Source organism: Streptomyces sp. NPDC026417 (genome assembly GCF_055567695.1).
Map to the genome: position 1 here is coordinate 132,191 of NZ_JBVHPY010000003.1, position 20,056 is coordinate 152,246.

Annotated in this window: 20 protein-coding genes; 12 read left to right on the forward strand and 8 right to left on the reverse strand. The window is 73.3% G+C overall.

Annotation, left to right across the window (positions count from 1 at the left end):
* Positions 1-381 precede the first annotated feature (381 nt).
* Positions 382-1,398 (reverse strand): zinc-binding alcohol dehydrogenase family protein, encoded by a 1,017-nt coding sequence (locus ACZ4NT_RS05790; protein WP_467724150.1) that lies wholly within the window; start codon positions 1,396-1,398, stop codon positions 382-384.
* Positions 1,399-1,549: 151 nt separating this feature from the next.
* Here ACZ4NT_RS05790 and ACZ4NT_RS05795 point away from each other — a divergent pair, with 151 nt between their 5' ends.
* From ACZ4NT_RS05795 to ACZ4NT_RS05810, 4 genes are all read left to right on the forward strand, one after another.
* On the forward strand, positions 1,550-2,347 hold the full coding sequence (locus ACZ4NT_RS05795; protein WP_467723722.1) for a VOC family protein: 798 nt from the start codon (positions 1,550-1,552) through the stop codon (positions 2,345-2,347).
* A 285-nt stretch (positions 2,348-2,632) separates the two neighbouring features.
* Positions 2,633-2,839: a hypothetical protein gene (locus tag ACZ4NT_RS05800; RefSeq protein ID WP_467723724.1), complete on the forward strand. Its 207-nt coding sequence runs from the start codon at positions 2,633-2,635 to the stop codon at positions 2,837-2,839.
* A gap of 360 nt (positions 2,840-3,199) precedes the next feature.
* Positions 3,200-3,664 carry a winged helix-turn-helix domain-containing protein gene (locus ACZ4NT_RS05805; protein ID WP_467723726.1) on the forward strand — a complete coding sequence of 155 codons (465 nt, stop codon included), beginning with the start codon at positions 3,200-3,202 and terminating at the stop codon, positions 3,662-3,664.
* Entirely contained in the window at positions 3,645-4,367 is a 723-nt protein-coding gene (locus tag ACZ4NT_RS05810) for a ribonuclease H family protein (protein WP_467723727.1), read from the forward strand. Before ACZ4NT_RS05805 ends, ACZ4NT_RS05810 begins: the two co-directional genes overlap by 20 nt.
* A gap of 52 nt (positions 4,368-4,419) precedes the next feature.
* On the opposite strand, the gene ACZ4NT_RS05815 is transcribed toward ACZ4NT_RS05810, so the two are convergent.
* The 4 genes from ACZ4NT_RS05815 to ACZ4NT_RS05830 form a co-directional block, all read right to left on the reverse strand.
* A complete protein-coding gene (locus ACZ4NT_RS05815) occupies positions 4,420-4,872 on the reverse strand; it encodes an SRPBCC family protein (protein WP_121408140.1) in 453 nt (150 codons plus the stop codon).
* 120 nt (positions 4,873-4,992) lie between these two features.
* On the reverse strand, positions 4,993-5,817 hold the full coding sequence (gene melC2, locus ACZ4NT_RS05820; protein ID WP_467723729.1) for a tyrosinase MelC2: 825 nt from the start codon (positions 5,815-5,817) through the stop codon (positions 4,993-4,995).
* Positions 5,818-5,850: 33 nt separating this feature from the next.
* Positions 5,851-6,228 carry an apotyrosinase chaperone MelC1 gene (gene melC1, locus ACZ4NT_RS05825; RefSeq protein ID WP_121408138.1) on the reverse strand — a complete coding sequence of 126 codons (378 nt, stop codon included), beginning with the start codon at positions 6,226-6,228 and terminating at the stop codon, positions 5,851-5,853.
* 322 nt (positions 6,229-6,550) lie between these two features.
* Positions 6,551-7,030 carry a hypothetical protein gene (locus tag ACZ4NT_RS05830; protein ID WP_467723731.1) on the reverse strand — a complete coding sequence of 160 codons (480 nt, stop codon included), beginning with the start codon at positions 7,028-7,030 and terminating at the stop codon, positions 6,551-6,553.
* Positions 7,031-7,242: 212 nt separating this feature from the next.
* Here ACZ4NT_RS05830 and ACZ4NT_RS05835 point away from each other — a divergent pair, with 212 nt between their 5' ends.
* From ACZ4NT_RS05835 to ACZ4NT_RS05850, 4 genes are all read left to right on the forward strand, one after another.
* Positions 7,243-8,469, forward strand: a complete 1,227-nt coding sequence (locus tag ACZ4NT_RS05835; protein ID WP_467723733.1) for an FAD-dependent monooxygenase — start codon at positions 7,243-7,245, stop codon at positions 8,467-8,469.
* Between the two features lie 179 nt (positions 8,470-8,648).
* Positions 8,649-10,154 (forward strand): MFS transporter, encoded by a 1,506-nt coding sequence (locus tag ACZ4NT_RS05840; protein WP_467723735.1) that lies wholly within the window; start codon positions 8,649-8,651, stop codon positions 10,152-10,154.
* Positions 10,151-10,744: a TetR/AcrR family transcriptional regulator gene (locus ACZ4NT_RS05845; RefSeq protein ID WP_121408134.1), complete on the forward strand. Its 594-nt coding sequence runs from the start codon at positions 10,151-10,153 to the stop codon at positions 10,742-10,744. Before ACZ4NT_RS05840 ends, ACZ4NT_RS05845 begins: the two co-directional genes overlap by 4 nt.
* Positions 10,745-10,838: 94 nt before the next feature.
* The gene (locus ACZ4NT_RS05850; RefSeq protein WP_467723737.1) at positions 10,839-11,585 is read left to right on the forward strand and encodes a nitroreductase family protein; all 747 of its coding nucleotides are present in this window, start codon (positions 10,839-10,841) and stop codon (positions 11,583-11,585) included.
* A 118-nt stretch (positions 11,586-11,703) separates the two neighbouring features.
* Here the strand turns inward: ACZ4NT_RS05850 and ACZ4NT_RS05855 are convergent, their stop codons facing one another.
* The gene (locus ACZ4NT_RS05855) at positions 11,704-12,330 is read right to left on the reverse strand and encodes an alpha-ketoglutarate-dependent dioxygenase AlkB (RefSeq protein WP_121408133.1); all 627 of its coding nucleotides are present in this window, start codon (positions 12,328-12,330) and stop codon (positions 11,704-11,706) included.
* Positions 12,331-12,654: 324 nt separating this feature from the next.
* Between ACZ4NT_RS05855 and ACZ4NT_RS05860 the strand changes: the two genes are divergently transcribed.
* The 3 genes from ACZ4NT_RS05860 to ACZ4NT_RS05870 all read left to right on the forward strand — a co-directional run bounded on the left by ACZ4NT_RS05860 (position 12,655) and on the right by ACZ4NT_RS05870 (position 16,936).
* Entirely contained in the window at positions 12,655-13,836 is a 1,182-nt protein-coding gene (locus ACZ4NT_RS05860; RefSeq protein WP_467723739.1) for a tetratricopeptide repeat protein, read from the forward strand.
* A 29-nt stretch (positions 13,837-13,865) separates the two neighbouring features.
* Positions 13,866-14,930 carry a polyprenyl synthetase family protein gene (locus ACZ4NT_RS05865; protein WP_467724152.1) on the forward strand — a complete coding sequence of 355 codons (1,065 nt, stop codon included), beginning with the start codon at positions 13,866-13,868 and terminating at the stop codon, positions 14,928-14,930.
* A gap of 191 nt (positions 14,931-15,121) precedes the next feature.
* Positions 15,122-16,936, forward strand: a complete 1,815-nt coding sequence (locus tag ACZ4NT_RS05870) for a M4 family metallopeptidase (RefSeq protein ID WP_467723741.1) — start codon at positions 15,122-15,124, stop codon at positions 16,934-16,936.
* A gap of 57 nt (positions 16,937-16,993) precedes the next feature.
* Here the strand turns inward: ACZ4NT_RS05870 and ACZ4NT_RS05875 are convergent, their stop codons facing one another.
* Together ACZ4NT_RS05875 and ACZ4NT_RS05880 are read right to left on the reverse strand one after the other, a co-directional pair.
* A complete protein-coding gene (locus ACZ4NT_RS05875) occupies positions 16,994-17,671 on the reverse strand; it encodes an AIM24 family protein (RefSeq protein ID WP_467723743.1) in 678 nt (225 codons plus the stop codon).
* 82 nt (positions 17,672-17,753) lie between these two features.
* Positions 17,754-18,596 (reverse strand): aldo/keto reductase, encoded by an 843-nt coding sequence (locus ACZ4NT_RS05880; RefSeq protein WP_467723745.1) that lies wholly within the window; start codon positions 18,594-18,596, stop codon positions 17,754-17,756.
* Positions 18,597-18,962: 366 nt separating this feature from the next.
* Here ACZ4NT_RS05880 and ACZ4NT_RS05885 point away from each other — a divergent pair, with 366 nt between their 5' ends.
* Positions 18,963-20,027 carry an NAD(+)/NADH kinase gene (locus ACZ4NT_RS05885; protein ID WP_121408128.1) on the forward strand — a complete coding sequence of 355 codons (1,065 nt, stop codon included), beginning with the start codon at positions 18,963-18,965 and terminating at the stop codon, positions 20,025-20,027.
* Positions 20,028-20,056: the final 29 nt, after the last annotated feature.

The window sequence follows — 20,056 nt, forward strand, 5'->3', positions numbered from 1 at the left end:
CCGGGTGCGGGTTCCGCGAGGAGGTCCGGCAGCTCCGCCGGCGGCAGCGGCCTGGCCAGGCGGCGTCGAACCCGGCGGCCCGTGACTCACCGCGGTCGGCACCCCGGCTGAACGCGGAGACGGCGATGAGCCGGATCCGGTCGCCGTGCGGACGGGCGCGCACCGCCCGGGCGACGGCGTGGCCGTCGACGTCGGCGTGGCGTCCCCCCGTTCGGCGATGCGGCCGGCGCGCAGGGGATGCCGGGGTCTTCGCCTCTCCCTGGTGCCGGACCGTTGGGCCCCGGTGCCCGAGGCGCGGGCGGTCCGCGCGGGACCGGGCCGGCCTCGAACGGTGCAGGCGCCGCTCCGCCGTACGGGCACCGGCCGGTGGGCGCCGGGCGGTCAGTGCCGGTGCGGCAGGTCGTTCACCAGGACGGCCGCCCCTTCGAAGCGGCCCGCCTTGAGGTCCTGCAGTGCCTCCTGCGCCCGCGAGAGCGGGTAGGCGTGCGTCGTGGCCCGGACGCCGTACCGCGCGGCCAGCGTCAGGAACTCGCGTCCGTCCGCCCGGGTGTTGGACGTGACGCTGCGCAGCTCCTTCTCGTAGAACAGCTCCTGTTCGTAGTGCAGCGGCGGTGTGTCGCTCAGATGGATCCCCGCAACCGCCAGGACACCCCCGCGGTCGAGCGCGCGGAGCGCGACCGGGACCAGGTCGCCCACCGGAGCGAACAGGATCGCGCTGTCCAGGGGCTCCGGGGGAGCGTCGTCCGCGCCCCCGGCCGAGGCGGCGCCGAGTTCGAGTGCCAGCCGCCGCGAGGCCGCGTCGCGCGTCAGGACGTGCACGGTGGCGCCCTGGGCGCGCGCCACCTGCGCGCACAGATGGGCGCTGCCCCCGAAGCCGTACAGCCCCAGGCGGCCGCCCGGCGGGAGCGACGCCCGCTGCAGCGCGCGATAGCCGATGATGCCCGCGCACAGCAGGGGCGCGAGGGCGACGTCGTCGATGTCCCGCGGCAGGCGGTAGGCGAAGGCGGCCGGCACCGTCGTGTACTCGGCGTAGCCCCCGTCGGCGTCCCACCCCGTGTACGCGGAAGCGGGGCAGAGGTTCTCCGCCCCGCGGACGCAGTACGCGCATGTGCCGTCGGCGCTCCGCAGCCACGCCACGCCGACCCGGTCGCCCTCCGCGAAGCCGTTCACGGCCGCCCCGGTGGCCACCACCACGCCGACCACCTCGTGCCCCGGTGTCACCCCGGGCCTGCGCACGGGCAGGTCGCCCTCGCTGACATGCAGATCGGTCCGGCACACCCCGCAGGCGCGAACGTGCACCAGAAGCTCGTCGGCTCCGGGTACCGGAACCGGTTTCTCGACGAAGCGCAGCGGCTCCTGCTCGATCGGCCCGGGCCGGGCCACCTCCCACGCGTGCATCATCACTGTCCCGTCCCGTCGACGACCGCCCGTGCTCTCTCCCCGTGCTGCCCCAGTCTCGTTCAGGTCGCCGCGCTCGGCGCGCGACACGGGCCCGGGCTGGCTAGCGTGAGGAGCGAAACCATCCAGCGAATCGGAGAAGGTCGACGTCATGGCCGTACAGCTTGAAGGAACACCGTGTTGGGCCGACGCGATGTTCGGCGATGTCGAAGGGGCCAAGAGCTTCTACGGAGACGTGCTCGGCTGGACGTTCGGCGAGTCGTCGTCCGAGTTCGGCAACTACACGCAGGCGTACGCGAACGGGAAGGCGGTGGCCGCCGTCGTGCCGCCGATGCCCGGGCAGGAGGGCCAGTCCTCCTGGTGCCTGTACCTCGCCTCGCCGGACGCCGCCGCCACCGCCCAGAAGATCCGCGACAACGGCGGCGAGGTCCTCATGGAGCCGATGCAGGTCGGCGACTTCGGCACCATGGTGCTGGCCCGCGATCCGAGCGGTGTCGTCTTCGGTGTGTGGCAGGGCGGGGTCCACGAGGGCTTCGAGGCGGTCGCGGTGCCGGGCGCCTACTGCTGGGCCGAGGTGTTCACCCGTGAGCCGGAGAAGTCGGACGCGTTCTTCCCGGCCGTCTTCCCGTACCGCGCTCAGCAGATGGACGACGAGCAGATGGACTTCCGGATCTTCCGGGTGGGTGAGGATCCGGTGCTGGGCCGGATGCGGATGACGGACGACTTCCCGCCGGAGGTGCCTCCGTACATCAACGTGTACTTCACCGTCGAGGACTGCGACGCGGCGGTGGCGAAGGCGACCGACCGCGGCGGAGTCCTGCGGTTCGGCCCCATGGACAGCCCCTTCGGCCGCTTCGCCGCGCTGAGCGACCCCCAGGGGGCGGCCTTCACCGTGATCGACGTCAAGACGACGCAGGGCGAGATGCCCAAGCTATCCGACGTCTCCTGACCGGGCCGTCCGCCGTGTGGAGACGTCCCGGCACTGCTCCGCACGACCGTGCCGTGGGCCGAGGCCCGGCCCTTCCCCGGCCGGGCCGTCCCGCTCGGCCGGCCGGGCTCGGACGGCCGTTCCTGCGGACGCCGCGGACGGTTCCTCAGCCTGCGGAACGGCCTGTCGGCGTGTCCGGGTTCGCCTCATGCGGGCAACCGTGCGGAGCGGCTGCTCGTCTCCTCCTGCGGCCGCGCCCGTTCCGGGCGGCACACGCCCACGGGGACCGGGAGCGGAAGACACCGCGTGCTCCGCATTCACTTCACCCCGCGCGATCTGCGGAACGTGCGCGCCGCCCGGCAGCCCGATCCGCTCCGGGAACTCGTGTGCGCCGTCTGCCGCTCGGAAGGCGGGCAGGGGCCGCTCGGATTCGGCCACTGGCGCCGCGGACCCGCGCCCGCCTCGCCGTCGACGGGACCGCGGACCGTGCCCTGCGCCCGTTACGCCGACTGATTCCCGCCGCCGGACGCATCCCGGACTTCCTCACGCCGCCCGTCACCGGCGAGGGCCTCGCGGCGGGCCTCGACCAGGTGCGCGCGACGCCGCGCACGCGAACGGTCCGGGAGCTGTCGAGGCCGGCCGAGGGCCGTCCGGCCCCGACTGGGCCGTCCCGCTCGGCCGACCCGGCTCGGACGGGCCTCAGGCTGCTGACCCGCGCGCCGGGCCGCTCCTCCGGGCCCTCCTGGAGCCGTACGGGCCGCAGATCCGCAGCGCGGTCGTCACCGACGTGGACCTGCGCACGTTCGCGCTGCTCGACGGCGGCACCCGGGCCCTGCCGGACGGTCTCGGCCCGGCGGGCCGCCGGTGCTCGAAGTGGACTACCCCGTCCGGCGTGATCTCCATCGGGATGGATGCAGCCTGCTCCTCGTCCCCGGCTATATCTGCTGGCGGCGGCCCACCGCACTCGCGGACCCCGGCGGCGACCCGTTCCTCGTCCATCCGATGGCCGAGCCTCCGTCGGCCGTGCCCGCACCGCGGGGGACGGTCTCGAACGGGCTTCTCGGCCGCACCCGCGCCACGGTGCTGAACGCGGTGACCGGGCCGCGGGCCCGGACGAGCTCCGAGGTCGCCCGTGCCGCGGGCATCTCGCTGCCCGGCGTCAGCCACCAGATCGGCGTCCCGCGGGACGGGGGACTGGTGGCCGGCCACCGCGACGGCGAGCACGTCCTGCCCGCGGCGCCCCTCGGACAGCGGCTGATCGCCGGGAACGGCGCTCCGGCCGGGCGCCCCGGGCCCGGAGCGCCCGCCGGGGCGTGGCATGATCGGGGGCATGCCTGAACGTGTTGTGGCCGCCTGTGACGGGGCGTCGAAGGGGAACCCCGGACCCGCCGGCTGGGCCTGGGTGGTCGCCGACGACGCGGAGACCCCCACCCGCTGGGAGGCCGGCCCGCTCGGCACGGCCACCAACAATGTCGCCGAACTCACCGCGCTGGAAAGGCTGTTGACGGCTGTCGACCCGGACGTCCCGCTGGAGATCCGGATGGACTCCCAGTACGCGATGAAGGCCGTGACCACCTGGCTGCCCGGCTGGAAGCGCAAGGGCTGGAAGACGGCCGCCGGGAAGCCGGTCGCCAACCAGGAACTCGTCGCGCGGATCGACGCGCTGCTCGACGGCCGCTCCGTCGAATTCCGCTACGTGCCCGCGCACCAGGTGGACGGCGACCCCCTGAACGACTTCGCGGACCGCGCCGCAAGCCAGGCGGCCGTCGTCCAGGAGCCCGCGGGCAGCGATCTCGGGTCCCCGCAGCCGCCGCCGTCACCGGACACGCCCACGGCCGGGGCTCCCCGCCGCCGTCCCACCGCCAAGTCCGCCCGATCGGGCGGCGCGGGGGGCCGAACGGGCGGCGCGGCACGGACGATCAAGGCGAAGTTCCCCGGCCGCTGCGTCTGCGGCCGCTCCTATGCGGCGGGCGAGCCCATCGCGAAGAACGCGCAGGGCTGGGGCCACCCGGAGTGCCGTACGGCCGAGGCCGACGCCTGAGTGCGCACGTGGCGCACGGGGTCGGCCCCGGCCGTGGACGGAAGGGGGCGGCTCACACCACGGAGCCGCGCCAGCCGCCCGTCTCCAGTCCGCGGGACTCGATGTACTTCTTGAAGCGCTCCAGGTCGCCCTTGGTCTGGCGCTTCACGACGCCGAGCTTGTCGCCGACGGTCTCGGCGAGGCCCTCCGGTTGGAACTCCATCTGCAGCATCACCTTCGTCCGGCCCTCGCCGAGGTGATGGAAGGTGACCACACCGGCCTGCTTGGCCTCTCCGCCGACCGTGGTCCATGCGACCCGCTCGTCCGGGATCTGCTCGGTGATCTCCGCGTCGAACTCCTTGCTCACGCCGTCCACCTTGGTGACCCAGTGCGTGAGGGTGTCCGTGCGCTGCTCGATGCGTTCGACGCCGCTCATGAACTCGGGGAACGTCTCGAACTGGGTCCACTGGTTGTAGGCGGTGTGAACCGGGACGCCGACCTCGATGGATTCCTCGACCTGTGACACGGGTTACCTCCTCGTCGGACGTGCGCCCGGACCACCCGGACGCGTCAACGCGGGTACCCGACGCATCCGATGCGAATCCCCGCGTTCCGCTTCCGGCCGAGTGCGGAGCCCGCGCCGAGCTCAGGCGCTGTCGAAGGTGTAGTGCGGCGTGTGGTCCAGCAGATCGGCCGGCCGCACGTCGTTCCACGGCTTCATCGTCTTGTTCAGGTCGATGACGTTCGGCGTCCCGACGACGGGCAGATAGCCCGAACCCGGGTGCCGGCGCTGCCAGTCGGCCCACAGCTTGTCGATGAAGGCGTGGTGGAGCCAGAAGACCGGGTCGTTGGGGGAGACGCCGGTCGCCATCTGGCCGCCCACCCAGACGTGCACCCGGTTGTGGAGGTTGACGCCCCGCCAGCCCTCCAGGTGGTTGCGGAAGCCGTCGGAGGAACTGTTCCAGGGGGCCGTGTCGTACGTCGGCATGGCGAGCACGGACTCGGCCTCGGCGCGCGTCGGCAGTTCCCGCGTGCCGCCGCCGAGGGCGCGCCGCAGGTAGGTCCGGCTGTCCACACGTATGGTGACGGGCCAGTTGCCCGCGGACGCGGCGAAGGGGCCGTCCATCACCCGGCCGTCCAGACTGCGGCCGGTACCGCCCAGGAAGTCCGGGGCCCACAGGGAGGAGCGGGGCGAACGGTCCGTGCTCCAGTCCCAGTACGGCAGTGCGACGGAGGAGTCCACCGCCTGCAACGCCTGCTCGAACTCCAGCAGGAATCTGCGGTGCCAGGGCAGGAACGACGGTGACCGGTGGCCCGTGCGCTCGCCGTTGTCGGTGTCGCCGAGGATGAAGGCGTTGTGCGTCGTGACGAACTCGTCATAGCGGCCACTGCGCTTGAGGCGCAGGACGGCGTCGACGAAGCGCCGCTTCTCGTCGGTGGTCAGGGCGGCCTGGTTCTTGCGAACGGTCATGAGCGGGTCTTTTCCGGTCTGGTCGCGGGCGGTTCAGTGAGCGGCGGGGACGAAGGGGATCAGCGGCGCCCCCTGCAGTTCCACGACGGCGGCGCGGGCCGCGGCGCGCGGTGTGGGCACGGGGTCGTAGTGGCTGACGACGCTGATCCAGCTGCCGTCCGCGTTCTGCATCACGTGCAGTTCCGCACCGTCGACGAACACGCCGTAGGCGGAGCCGTGATGATGCCCGCCTCCGGTGGGACGGCCCTCTATGCGGCGGCCCCGGTAGACCTCGTCGAAGGGTTCGGGTCCCGTGCCGTGGCCGGGGTGTCCGGCGGCGGATGCGGCCCGGGCGGTGACGGCCGGTGATCCGGCCGCAGCGGCGAGAGCGGCCGCGGCGCCGAGTGCCCGGCGACGGGTGAGTTCGGGCATGTCAAGTCCTCCTGGAGCAGCTCTGATTGCTGACCCGGCATGCCTATCGGTGGGACGGAGAGCGGGAGAAATCGCCGGGACCCGGTTGGCTCCGATCCGGACAATCACCCACATGTCGTGCAAGGTTGAACCAGGATGATCTTGCCCGTTTCGGGCCCGCCGGGGGCGTGCGGGGGCAAGTTACCTCCCGCGCGGCCGTCTGCGCGCCGAGGATCTTGCGGAGGCGGGAGGTGAAGGTGGTGCGCCTCACGTGCGAAGACTGACGGGAAAGCGGAGGAGTTCGGGCGTGCGGGGGCCCGTTCGGCCCGGTGGTGCGGCTGTCTCAGTCGGACAGGGCGGCGCCGCAGCGGGTGCAGAAGCGGGCGTCACTCTCCGTCGCCATGCGTCCGCACTCGGCGCAGACCTGGCGCAGCAGGCAGGCGGGCTCGCCGCCCGCGGACGGTTCGGCGGCCGTCGGTGCCGGGGCCGGGACCCCGGACGTGCGGGGGCGGACCGTCAGGCAGTACATGCCCGACTGGCCCGCGTACAGGCGGCCGTCCGAGTTCCGGGGCAGCCAGACCGCGGTGTGCGCTGCCACCTCCTCGCCGCCGCCCGGCGAACGCAGGAGGCCGTGGCCGTCCAGCACGATCACCAGGGCCTCGGATCCGTCGGGAAGTTCGACCGGCTCGCCCGCCGGGGTCCGGGCGGCCCCCACCTCCAGGCCTGACTCGGGAAGATCCAGCCGCCGGACGGCGACCCGGCTCTCGCCGGTACGCACCGGCTCGTCGAACGCGGCCAGGACGGGGGCGACGGGCGAACGCATGGCGGTACCTCCTGGTGCCGGTCGAGGGCGAGGCCGAGATCGTACGCCCGGCGGTCCCCCGGGTGGTCACCGTTCTGGGGGAATGGAAACGACCCGCGGGAACGTGGGGGCTCGTACGCCTGACCCCCTTCCCGGGCCCCGCGGACCGCCCGCCCTCCGCTGCTACTCTTCGTGACCAATCCACACTCGTGCGTAACCAAAGGGGAGTGCGCGTGAAGATCGCGTGCGTCGGCGGCGGACCCGCAAACCTGTACTTCTCGATCCTGATGAAGCTCCGGGACCCGTCCCACGACATCACCGTCCACGAGCGGAACCCGGCCGGATCCACCTACGGCTGGGGTGTGACGTACTGGGGCGGTCTGCTCGACAGGCTGCACGAGGGCGACCCCGCATCGGCGGGCGCCGTCGCCGACGCTTCGGTCCGCTGGAGCGACGGGGTCGCCCACGTCGGCGGCCGGACGACGGTGCATCACGGCGACGAGGGGTTCGGCATCGGCCGGCACCGGCTGCTCGACCTCCTCGCCCGGCGGGCGGCGTCCCTGGGCGTGCGGATCGACTTCGCGCACGAGATCGCCGCCGACGACCCCCTCCCGGAGGCGGACCTCGTCGTCGCGGGGGACGGGGTCAACAGCGGGCTGCGCGAGCGGCACGCCGCACACTTCGGCAGCGACATCGTGCTCGGGCGCAACCGCTACATCTGGCTCGGCACCACCAAGGTCTTCGACGCCTTCACCTTCGCCTTCGTCGAGACGGGGCACGGCTGGATCTGGTGCTACGCCTACGCCTTCGGTGAGGACCGCAGCACCTGCGTCGTGGAGTGCTCCCCGGAGACCTGGACCGGCCTCGGGCTCGACCGGCTGAGCGAGGCGGACGGGCTGGCCCTGCTGGAGAAGCTGTTCGCCGATCTCCTGGACGGACACGGGCTCATCGGGCGGGCGCAGGCCGACGGCAGCGCCCAGTGGCTGAACTTCCGCACGCTCACCAACCGGACCTGGTACCGCGACAACCTCGTCCTGCTCGGTGACGCCGCCCATACGACCCACTACTCCATCGGTGCGGGCACCACCCTCGCCCTGGAGGACGCGATGTCGCTGGCTGCGGCCCTCGGTGCCCACGCCGCCCGGGGAGCGGCCCACGCCGACCCGGCGCCTGCCCTCGCCCGGTACGAACGGGAGCGCAAGGCGGCCCTGCTGCCCGTCCAGAGCGCCGCCCGGCACAGTGCCCAGTGGTACGAGAACCTGCCGCGCTACATCAACCTCCCGCCCGCGCAGATGTTCGCCCTGCTCGGACAGCGGCATTCGCCGCTGCTGCCGTACGTCCCGCCGCAGCTCTACTACCGGATCGACCGGGCCGCCGGGCAGCTGGAGACGCTGCGCCGGTTCAAGCGGTGGCTCGGACCGCGGCTGGCCCGCACGGTGCAGGCCCGCTCCGGGCGCTGAGGGGAGCCGCCGGGCCGCCGCGTGGCCGAGTCCGGCGGCCTGCGCAGGGCGCGGGGTGCCCGCCGGGCCACGGCACCGGGTGCACCTCTGCCGGACGGGCGCACTAGGTGAATGGCGATTCACTCGATAAGGTGAATTGCCATTCACCTCCTTTCTCCGTGCCGAGCTCTGGAGTGTTCATGACGGCAGGCGACGTGCGCGGTGTCCGGGACCGCCTGACGATCCCGGTGCTGGCCTTCGGCGGGATCCTGATGGCCGTGATGCAAACGGTCGTCGTGCCGCTGCTGCCCGACCTCCCGAGTCTGACCGGCGCCTCCGCTGGCGCCGTGTCCTGGACGGTCACCGCGACCCTGCTCTCCGGAGCCGTCCTGACCCCGGTGCTCGGCCGCGCCGGGGACATGTACGGCAAACGGCGGGTCCTGCTGGCCGCGCTGGCCCTGATGACCCTGGGGTCGGTGCTGTGCGCCCTGACCTCGGACATCGGCGTGCTCATCACCGCACGTGCCCTCCAGGGCGCGGCGGCGGCCGTGGTGCCCCTCTCCATCAGCATCCTGCGGGACGAACTCCCGCCCGAGCGCACCGGCTCGGCCGTGGCGCTGATGAGCTCCACCGTCGGGATCGGCGCCGCCCTAGGTCTGCCCCTCGCCGCGCTGATCGTCCAGTACGCGAACTGGCACATGATGTTCTGGGCGACCAGCGTGCTCGGGGCGGCGGGCCTCGCCCTCGCCTGGTGGGCCGTCCGCGAGTCGCCGGTCCGCGAGCCCGGGCGCTTCGACACGCTCGGCGCGCTCGGTCTGGCCGCGGGCCTGGTCTGCCTGCTGCTGGGTGTGTCGCAAGGCGGCCAGTGGGGCTGGGGCAGTCCCACGATCCTCGGGCTGTTCGCCGCCTGCGCGGTCATCCTCTCGGCGTGGTGGGTGCAGCAGCGGCGCACCGAGCGGCCTCTGGTGGACCTGCGGCTGGCCGCCCGGCCGCGCGTCGCCCTGCCGCATCTCACCGCACTCCTGACCGGCTTCGCGTTCTACGCCAACTCCCTGGTGACGGCACAGCTCGTGCAGGCCCCCGAGGCCACCGGCTACGGGCTCGGGCTGTCGATCGTCGCGACCGGTCTGTGCCTGCTGCCCGGCGGCGTGACCATGCTCCTGCTCTCGCCGGTCTCGGCCCGCATCTCGGCCGCGCGCGGCCCCCGGGTGACGCTGGCCCTCGGAGCGGCGGTCATCGCCCTCGGCTACGTCATACGCATTGCGGACAGCCGCGACGTCTGGGTGATCATTCTGGGCGCCACCGTCGTCGCCACCGGCACGACCTTCGCCTACTCCGCCCTGCCGACGCTCATCCTGCGCGCCGTACCGGCCGGGCAGACCGCATCCGCGAACGGCGTCAACGTCCTGATGCGCACGGTCGGTCAGGCCGTGTGCAGTGCCGCCGTGGCGGCCGTGCTCGTCCACCACACCCGCCCGCTCGGCGGGGTCCCGGTCCCCACCCTGCACGGCTACCTGCTGGCCTTCGCGATGGCGGGTACCGTCGCCCTGGTGGCCTGCGCCGCCGCGCTGACCATTCCCGTCGACCCGGCGGGATCCGCGGCCGGCGACACGCGGCGGACGGGCGGCCGTACCGCAGCCGCCCGCGGCCGCAGGGCACCGGCCCCCGGTGAGCCCCGGGAGGACGAGGCACTCGAAGGAGCATGAGCACCATGACCACCCCGCCCTCCGGCCTCGCGCCGACCGCATCGCCGCGCCGGGACGCGGAGACGACGAAGGCGGCCATCCTGCGGGCGGCCCGCCATCTGCTGGCCCGGCACGCGCACGCGGACATCACCCTGAAGGCCATCGCCGACCGTGCGGGCGTCAGCGCACCGCTGATCCTGAAGTACTTCGGGAACAAGGACACGCTCCTGGCGCAGGTGATGTCCTTCGAGGCGGACGCCCGTGCCCTGCTGGACGCGCCGCTGGAGAGCCTGGGGCGCCACATGGTCCGTCATCTCGTGGTCAGTCAGCGGGACCACGGCGCCGACCCCATCCTGCGCATCGTCTTCGCCCCCCTCCAGGGGGAGCAGGGCGAGATCCTCCGCGGCAACTTCCGCACCCAGGTCAGCGACCGCCTCGCGGAACGACTCACCGGGCCCGACGCCGGACTGCGCGCCGAACTGGCGGTGAGCACCCTGCTCGGACTGGGTGTCATGTACGGCATCGCCCGCGGCCCCCGGCTGCGCGGCGCCGACGTGGAGGACATCGTCGAGCGGTACGCGCCGGCGGTGCAGGCACACCTCACCCCGTGAGGCGAGAGCCCGACGGACGGATCTGCGGCCGCGGCGGGGCGAGACCGCGGAACGGGACTCGCGGGCCGGCTCCGCCCACCTATGATCCGTGATCATGAAGCCCATCACCTACGCCAACTCCGCAGAGATCGCACAGGACTTGGCCGCCGGACAGCCCGGTCTGGTCGACACCATGTCGACCATGCGGGCGATGCGCCGGCTCAAGCCGGAACCCGTGCCGCGCCCGCTGCTCGAACAGCTGATACAGGCCGCCGTGTGGGGGCCGAGCGGCGGGAACATGCAGTGTTACGAGTACGTCGTCGTCACCGACCGCGAGGTCATGGCCCGTCTCGCGCCCCTGTGGCGCCGGTGCGTGGACGCGTATCTGGCGACCACGGGCAAGTACGCGCCCGCCGGCATGGACGAGGCGGCGTACGGACGGATGGTCGCCGCCATCGAGTACCAGCGCGACCACTTCGCCGACACTCCGGCCCTCGTGGTGCCCTGCTACCGGTTCCCGGAACCGCGCTTCGAGCCCGAGGGCCTGCGCGTCTGGGCCGAGTCCCTGGGGCCGGAGGCGACCGCCCGCATGGCCGAGGGCCAGGAACGCTTCGCCGCCCTCGCCGAGGGCTCCTGCGTCTACCCGGGAGTGCAGAACCTGCTGCTCGCCGCCCGAGGTCTGGGCCTCGCGGCCAATCTGACGATCTGGCACCTGTTCCTGGAGCAGGAGTGGCAGCGGGAGCTGGGCATCCCCGAGGACATGCGGACCTTCGCGGTCGTGCCCGTGGGATGGCCGGCGGGCCGGTTCGGTCCCGTGCGGCGGCGCCCGGTCGCCGACGTGGTGCACTGGGACCGCTGGTAGCGCGGGGGCGGGCGGACCGCTCGGGCTCCGCGGGGCGGGTTCCCGTCCTGCGGCGGATCCGGTTCGTGGGAAGCCGGGGCGGCCCCTGCCCGGTGGCCGCACCGGTTCCGGGCCGGATTCAGTGCACGCCCTGCGGACGGAACTGGATGCTGATGCGGGGGCCGGTGGCGCGCGCCGTCTTGGGGACGGCGTGCTCCCAGGTGCGCTGGCAGGAACCGCCCATCACGATCAGATCGCCGTGGCCGAGCGGATAGCGCAGGGTCTCCCCGCCGTGGCGGGGGCGCAGGGCCAGGTCCCGGGCCGCGCCGACGGAAAGGATCGCGACCATGGTGTCCTCGCGCGCGCCCCGGCCGATGCGGTCCCCGTGCCACGCGACGCTGTCACGGCCGTCACGGTAGTAGCAGAGCCCGGCTGTCGCGAAGGGCTCCCCGAGCTCGGGGGCGTACCGCGCGCCCAGCGCGTCGCGTGCCTCGTCGAGGACGGGGTGCGGAAGCGACTCGCCGACCCGGTAGTGGCAGAGCAGCCTCGGTACGGCGACGACCTGCTCGTACATCTGGCGGCGCTCGGCGCGCCAGGGGACCTCGGCCGCGAGCTGCTCGAACAGGGCGTCCGCGCCGCGGAGCCAGCCGGGCAGCAGATCGATCCAGGCCCCGTCGCCGAGCTCGGTCCGGCGCAGTCCGCCGAGGGGGTTCAGCCCCACGTCGTCGGTCTGGTCGAACAGGGAGCCCTGGAGATGCATGGACATACCAGCAGCGTACCTCGGTATTCGAAAATATGTTCCATGGTGTGACCGGATCGGAAGTGCCGCCTCCGCCGAGGCAACCCCGCCGCCGTCGGCGCCGTCTTGATCGACAGCGGGTCGGCGGCCCGCGCGGTGGTGAACCAGGGGTCCGCGGTGGATGTCCGGTGCACTATGCGCTCCGTGTATACGCATGGTGTATAGAGGGGTGCGGGAGGGGGCGGGAGCAGGTGAGAGGCCCGGCCCCGCCGCGCGGCCGCCCGCCCGGTGACCTCCCACACCGGCCGTCGGGACCCAGCCGTCCCGACCGGCGCAGACCGAAAGGCACTCATGTACGGCAAGGCCTTCGCCCCGGAGTACCAGGGCGCATTGACCACCCTGTCGGTGAACTCCTCGCTGACCGACGTCCTCGCGGCGGGCACCGAGCAACTGCGTGCCGCCGAGCGGGCCGGAGCACACGGAGAGGCGGCCCGCTCGGGCCTCGCGGTCGCCGAGGCGCACCGTCGCCTCGGCCAGGTGGCGGACGCGGACCGGGCCTGGAAGGCGAGCTACCGGACCGCCCGCGGGGCCGGGGACACCGGTGCCATGGCCTGGGCGATGTGGAGCGGCGGCACCCTGGCCCGGCAGCGCGGCGCCCTCCCCCTCGCCCGGCGCCTGCTGCGGCTGGCCGCAGAACTCGGGGAGGCCGCCGGGGACGTGGTGGTGCGCGGCTACTCGCTCGCCGGCCTGGCGGAGACCGGACGGATCCAGGGCGACTACGCGGCGGTGACGGCCCTGCACGAGCAGCTCCTGGCCGAGGCGCGGAAGCGTGGCGAGGCCCGCCACACCGTGTGGGCCCTGGAGGGCATCGCCCAGATACACCGCAGCATGGGCTCCTACGACACCGCGTACGCGATGTTCGAGGAGGCCGCGGGCATCGCCGCCCGCGCCGAGGACCGGCGCGGCCACGCCTGGGCGCTGCGGGGACTCGCGGACATCGTCTCCGCACGCGACGGGGACACGCGCCGCGCCCTCGAACTGCTCGGCGAGGCCGAGGTCTCCTGCCGGGAGATGAACCTGGTGAGCGCACTCGCCTACAACCACAAGATGCGCGGCAACGTCCTCTACCGTGCCGGGCGTTACCCGGAGGCCGAGGACGTCTACGCGCTGGCCCTCGCCGAGTTCGAGGGGATGAGCGAACCACGCGGCCGGGCGTTGGCCCGGCTCGGCCTGGTCAAGTGCCGGGCCCGGCTGGGACGCGACCGTGCCGAGACCGCAGCGGACCTCGCGGAGCTGAGCGGCGTACTGAAGGACATCGGCCTGCGGCACGGCCACGCGATGATCGACCGCGCCCGCGTGGAACTCGGCCTGACGGCGGCCCCCGCCGAGGACTCCGCGGCCGGTCCGGCCGCGGTCGTCGTCCCCGCCCCGCGGGCCGGTGACGCCCGGGACGACGCGGCCGGTGCGGACGGCACCGGCGGGCGACACGCCGCGGCCGGCGATGCCCGGGACGGCGTGGAGGCCGGCCGGTGACGGCGCTGACCACACCCCCCTACACGGGAATGCGGACGCTTCCCGCCGACGCGTCGCCCTTGCTGCGCCGCTGCCGTGACCTGGTCGCCCCGGCCCTCGCCGAGGCGGTCGGCACCCTGCACCCCTGGGTGGCGGAGATGGCCGGATACGCGCTGGGCCGTCGCGAGGTCGGCGGAGCGCCCGCGACCCGGAATACGGGCAAGGGGGTTCGGCAGGCCCTCGCCGTCCTCGGCGCGGAAGCCGTCGGCGCCCCCGCCGAGACCGGAGTCCCGGCCGCCGTCTGCGTCGAACTCGTGCACACCTTCTCGCTGTTGCACGACGACATCATGGACGGCGATCCGCTGCGCCGCGGCCGTCCCGCGGTGTGGAAGGCGTACGGCACCGGCCCTGCCGTACTGGCCGGCGACGCCCTCTTCGCTCTGGCCGTCGAGACCCTGGCGGCCGTCCCCGCGCCGGACGCGGTACCCGGGACGCGGGAGGCCGCCCCTCTCTCGGCGGGGGTGCGGCAGCTGACCGGCGCCCTCGGTGATCTCGTCCACGGCCAGGCGGACGACCTGCTGTTCGCCCGCCGTCCCTGGTCGGGACCCGACGCGGTGAGTGCGCAGGAGTACGCGGTCATGGCCGAGCGCAAGACGGGCGCCCTGCTCGGATGCGCCCTGGCGCTCGGCGCCCAACTCGCCGGAGCGCAGCGGGAGACGGTCACCGGCCTGGACCGGGCCGGCCGACACCTGGGCGTGGCCTTCCAGATCGTCGACGACCTCCTGGGCATCTGGGGCGACCCGGCGGTCACCGGCAAGCCCGTCCACAGCGATCTCCGTCAGGGAAAGAAGACCCTGCCGGTGCTCGCCGCCGTGGAGGCCCCGGGTGGCGCCGAGTTGGCCGGTCTGCTTCACTCCGGAAGCGCCCTCGACGACTCCGCCGTACGCCGGGCCGCGCACCTGGTCGAGCGGTGCGGCGGCCGCGCGGCGGCGCTGGGGGAAGCGCGGCGTCATCTCGCGGCGGCCGACGCCCTCCTGGCGTCGCCGTCACTGGTGCCGGGCGCACGCGCGGAGTTGCGCACGCTGCTGTCCGCCCTCAGCCACCGCACGCTCTGACATCCGTCGCGCTCCCCCGGCCCTTCGGGCGGGCCCGGGGGAGCGCGACATACGTCACATTCACCCCTTCCGGGAGCGGGAGCGGCGAACGCCGCATCACCTACGTCGGGGCCCGACAGCCCCCGCGGCGCCCAACAACGCCGCGCGCCAGGGCGGTCGGCGACCCCACCGCCCCTGCACGAAGGAACTCAGTGCGTAGACCCCACATACGCAGCCTGGCGATCGCCGTGGCGGTGACGACGACCGTCGCGCTCCCCCTGGGCCCCGCCGTCGCGGACGCCCCCGATCGCCCGTCCCGAGCCGGGAGTCCGGCTTCCTCCACGGTGGACGCGGCCCGCGCCGCCGCCTTCGCCCATGCGGCGGACACGGGTGTCACCCAGGGCGACTCCCTGCGGGCCAGGGACGTGATGGCCGACCCGGACGGCAAGCGGCACGTCCGCTTCGTCCGCACCCACCGCGGGCTCCCGGTCCTCGGCGGCGACCTGGTCGTCCACCTCGGTCCGCGGTCGGCGTATCTCGGCGCGACCCGGGCCGCCGACCACCTCGTCCGGCCGGCCACGACCGAGGCCGAACTGACGGCACATCAGGCCGAGAGCAGGGCCGCTTCTGCGGCGCGTGGCGAGGCGGGCGACGCCGAACTCGTCGTGGACGCGCGGAACGGGGCGACGGCACTCGCCTACCGCGTGCGGGTGACGGACAGCGACACCACGCAGGCCGGCGGCTCCCGCACGGTGGTCGTGGACGCGGAGTCCGGCAGGATCCGCAGCAACACCCCCGACAGCGACGAGTTCGTCTCGCCCTCCCTCGGCGAGACACTGCGCCGGCGCGGTGAGCGGGCGACCCCCGCCACCGGTACGGCGGTCGCCGTTCCGCCCGCGTTCGCCGGGGCTGCGGACGGTCTGCGGGCCTCCTCGCCCACGGGCAGGGCGGCGGCCCCTTATCCGAGGACCGCCACCGGATCGGGCCGCTCCCTGTTCGTCGGCAAGGTGCCGCTGACCACCACCCGGACGGCACGGACGAGGTACGTCCTCAAGGACCCGACCCGCTGGAACACCGAGACCCGGGACGCGAAGGGCCGGGAGCCGGAGGCGTTCTCCCGCGGCGTGAAGTTCACCGACGGCGACAACAAGTGGGGCAACGGCCGGACGTCCGGGCGGGCCACGGCCGCCGTCGACGCCCAGTACGGCATCACCAGGACCCTGGACTTCTACCGTAAGTCGTTCGGGCGCAAGGGCATCGGGAACGACGGGAGGGGCGCCCGGGCCATGGTCCACTTCGGAAAGAAGGTCGGCAACGCCTTCTGGGACACGGCCTGCGGGTGCATGCTCTACGGCGACGGTGACGACGACCTGTTCACCAAGCCGCTGGTCGTCCTCGACGTCACCGGCCACGAGCTGACCCACGGCGTCGTCGCCGCCACCGCGGCCCTCGAACCGACCCGGGTGGACGCGGACGGCGACCAGTACGGCGAACCCGGCTCGCTCGACGAGTCCCTCGCGGACATCTTCGGCTCGGCCGTCGAGTTCGCCGCCGGCAACCCCGAGAACCCGCCCAACTATCTCGTCGGCGAGAAGCTGGGACTGGCACAGAAATTCCTGCGCCGCTTGGACAAGCCGTCTCTCGACAAGCTGGAGAAGACGATCGACTTCTGGTCGCCGAGAACCGCCGCGGCCGAGGTCCACGCGGGCTCCGGGGTCTCCTCGCACGCGTTCTACCTGCTGGCCGAGGGCAGCGGCCGCAAGACCATCGGCGGTGTCGTGCACGACTCGCCCACCTACGACGGCGCGAAGGCCGCCGGCATCGGCCGCGCCAAGGCGACCGCTGTCTTCTACCGGGCGCTCACCCGGTACATGGTCTCCACCACCGACTTCCACGACGCGCGCGTCGCGACGTTGAAAGCCGCTGCCGACCTGTACGGGCGGGGCAGCACGGAGTACCGGAGGGTGGACCGCGCCTGGGCCGCCGTCAACGTCACCTCCGCCAACACCCCTGCACCGCGGCACTGAAGGAGCGGGGAAAAAGGGGTGCCCTCCGTTGGGGGCACCCCTCAGCGGGCGGCCGGATCAGTGCTGCTGCGTCTTCTGCGGTGTCGCCTCGCTGGGCCGCACCACCACGAAGCCCTCGCCGTCGAGCTTGAGCTGCACCGCCTCGCCCGAACCGCCGCGGAGCATCGAGCCGAACGACTGCGACCGGTGCAGCGAGGTGGTGAGCCGGGCGCTCCAGCCCACCACCGCGTCCGTGTCCACGTACACCGGCTGCTGCGGCGACACGGGGATGACCAGCGGGTTGCCCTCGCAGATCAGCCCCAGCCGGCCCTGCCCCGTGAAGACGCTGTTGAACAGGCCGCCGCCCGATATGCCCGCGCCCTTCACGGTCTTTATCTCGTAGGACAACGAGGCGTCGAAACAGAGCACGTTGCGGCCGTTGACCGTGAAGACGTCGCCCGGCTCGACGTCCACGATGAAACAGTTCTGCGCCTCGTGCGCGAACCAGGCCTCGCCCTGCCCGCGCACCGCCATCAGCGCCAGCCCCTCGCCGGTGACCGCCCGCTTGAGCATGCCGCCCACACCCTGGCCCTTGCGCTCGAACTGCAGCGCCCCGCGCCAGGCGATCATCGCCGCCTGCCGCGCGAACATCTCCCCGTCGACGGCGTATCTGATGGACTTGGCGTTCTGCACGGTCATGCCGGGCGCTGCGGCCGGCTGCACCATGTGGTCACTGGAAAAGAGGTCACCCTTCATGCGGGCATCTTGGCCCGGAGCACTCGGTTCCGCCAAGATCACGCACCGGCCGGCCACCATCCGGGACCCGTCAAGTTCATTTCTACAGACGGGCGTTGCCGAGCCTGCTCACCATGGCCGGGTCGCGGTGGTCGAAGAACAGCGACGTGCAGAGGTCGAGGGCGGCGATCAGCGCCAGCTGTTCGTCGGTGAGCACGAAGTCGAAGACGTCGATGTTCTCCGCCATCCGGTCCGCGCGCACCGACTTCGGGATGACCACGACGCCGCGCTGGACGAGCCAGCGCAGGACGACCTGTGCCACGGACTTGCCGTGCTTCTTGGCGATGTCGCTCAGCACGGGGTGGGTGAAGAGGTCGTTGCGGCCTTCCGCGAAGGGTCCCCACGACTCGATCTGGACGCCGCGCCCGCTCATGAGCTCCTGGTCGGCCGTGCGCTGGAAGAAGGGATGCGTCTCCACCTGGTTCACGGCCGGCGTGACCTCGTTGTGGTCGATGAGGTCGACGAGGCGGTCGGAGTGGAAGTTGGACACGCCGATCGCCCGGACGCGTCCCTCCCGGTTCAGGCGCTCCATGACGCGCCAGGAGCCGTACACGTCGCCGTAGGGCTGGTGGATCAGATACAGGTCGAGGTGGTCGAGGCCGAGCTTGCGCAGCGACGTGTCGAAGGCGCGCTCGGTGCGCTCCTCCCCGGCGTCCTGGATCCAGAGCTTGGTGGTGACGAACAGTTCGTCCCGGGGGATGCCGCTGTTCCCGATGGCCCGGCCGACGGCCTCCTCGTTGCCGTAGGCGGCGGCGGTGTCGAGGAGGCGGTAGCCGGCGGCGAGGGCTTCGGTGACGGCCTGCTCGGTCTGCTCGGGCGGGATCTGGTAGACGCCGAAGCCCAGGACGGGCATCTCGACGCCGTTGTTCAGGGTGACGGTCTGCATGGCGTTCTCTCCTTCGTACGGGGCGCGGCGCGCCGTGGGCCGCGCGTGGCGCGAGGGCGTCGCGGCGGTGACGCACCCCGGGCATCGGGCCGGGGTGCCCGCCTGTCCGTAGCTCAAGCGCCGGAGCCCGCTTCGGCCACCGCTGGGGTCCGGACGGGCGGCGGACGGCGTGGACACGGGCGGCTCTCCGGTCGGTGCGCGGGGCGGTTCGACGACTGCCTTCCCACCTGCTCGCCGAGCGGCCGGGGAAACGGGCCGGTCCTTCGCGGGCGGCGCCCTGCCACGGCCACCGCGCTCCTCGCAAGCGCGGTGCGCTCCCGAGGCGCGCGGGCGGGCCCCTTCGTACGCTGGACGGGGAGGTGACTCATGACAGTCCGCCGGATCGGCCTGGTCGTGCACGGAGGACGCCGTGAAGCCGTGGACGCCGCAGCCAGCGTCCGCGCCTGGTGCACGGAGCACTCCGTCCAGTGCACGGACATCGACGTGTGGCGCGACGGTGGCCGGCACAGCGCCCACGAGGAGAACGAGGCGGCGGGCGATCCCGACCTCGTCGTCACCCTGGGCGGTGACGGCACCTTCCTGCGTGGGGCCCGACTGGCCGCCGAGAACGACGCACTGGTACTCGGCATCGACCTCGGCCGGGTGGGCTTCCTCACCGAGGTGTCCGCCTCCCTGGTCCGCTCGGCCCTGGACGCGGTGCGCGAGGACCGCCTCGTCGTCGAGGAACGCATGCTGCTCACGCTGCGGGCCTCCCGCGCCCTGGAGGTCCCGGCGGACATGGGGGCGCTGATGCGCTACGGCCGCGGTCCGCTCCTGCCGCCTCCCCGGGTCCGCGCCGACTGCGAGACCGGTGACGAATGGGGCGTCGCCCTCAACGTCACGGCGCTGAACGACATCGTCCTGGAGAAGCTGTCGCGGGACCGCCAGGTGTCCGCGGGCGTCTACCTCGCCGGGAGGCTCCTGGCGTCCTACTCCGCCGACGCGCTGCTGGTGGCGACACCGACCGGCTCGACCGCCTACAGCTTCGCCGCCGGCGGGCCCGTCGTCTCCCCTCGTACGGACGCGCTGGTGTTCACCCCCGTCGCGCCGCACATGACGTTCAACCGGTCGGTCGTGGCGGCCCCCGACGAGCCCGTCGCCCTCCGCCTGCTCGAACGGTCCGGCCAGGCAGCCGTCAGCATCGACGGCCAGGTGCGCGGTGTCCTGGAGCCCGGGGACTGGATCGGCGTCTACGCCTCTCCCCGGCGGCTGCGTGCGGTCCGGCTGGGGCCCACCGACTTCTACGGCCGGCTGCGGGAGCGGATGAAGCTCACCGACGCCCCGGCCGCGCTGGCGGACGGAGACGCCGCGCCGCTCTGGCCGCTGACCACCCCGCCGCCTCCGGACCTCGCCCATCTCGCCATGCCCCCGATGCCCGACCCGCCCGCCTGAAGACGGTCCGGCCGCGAAGCCCGGGCGAG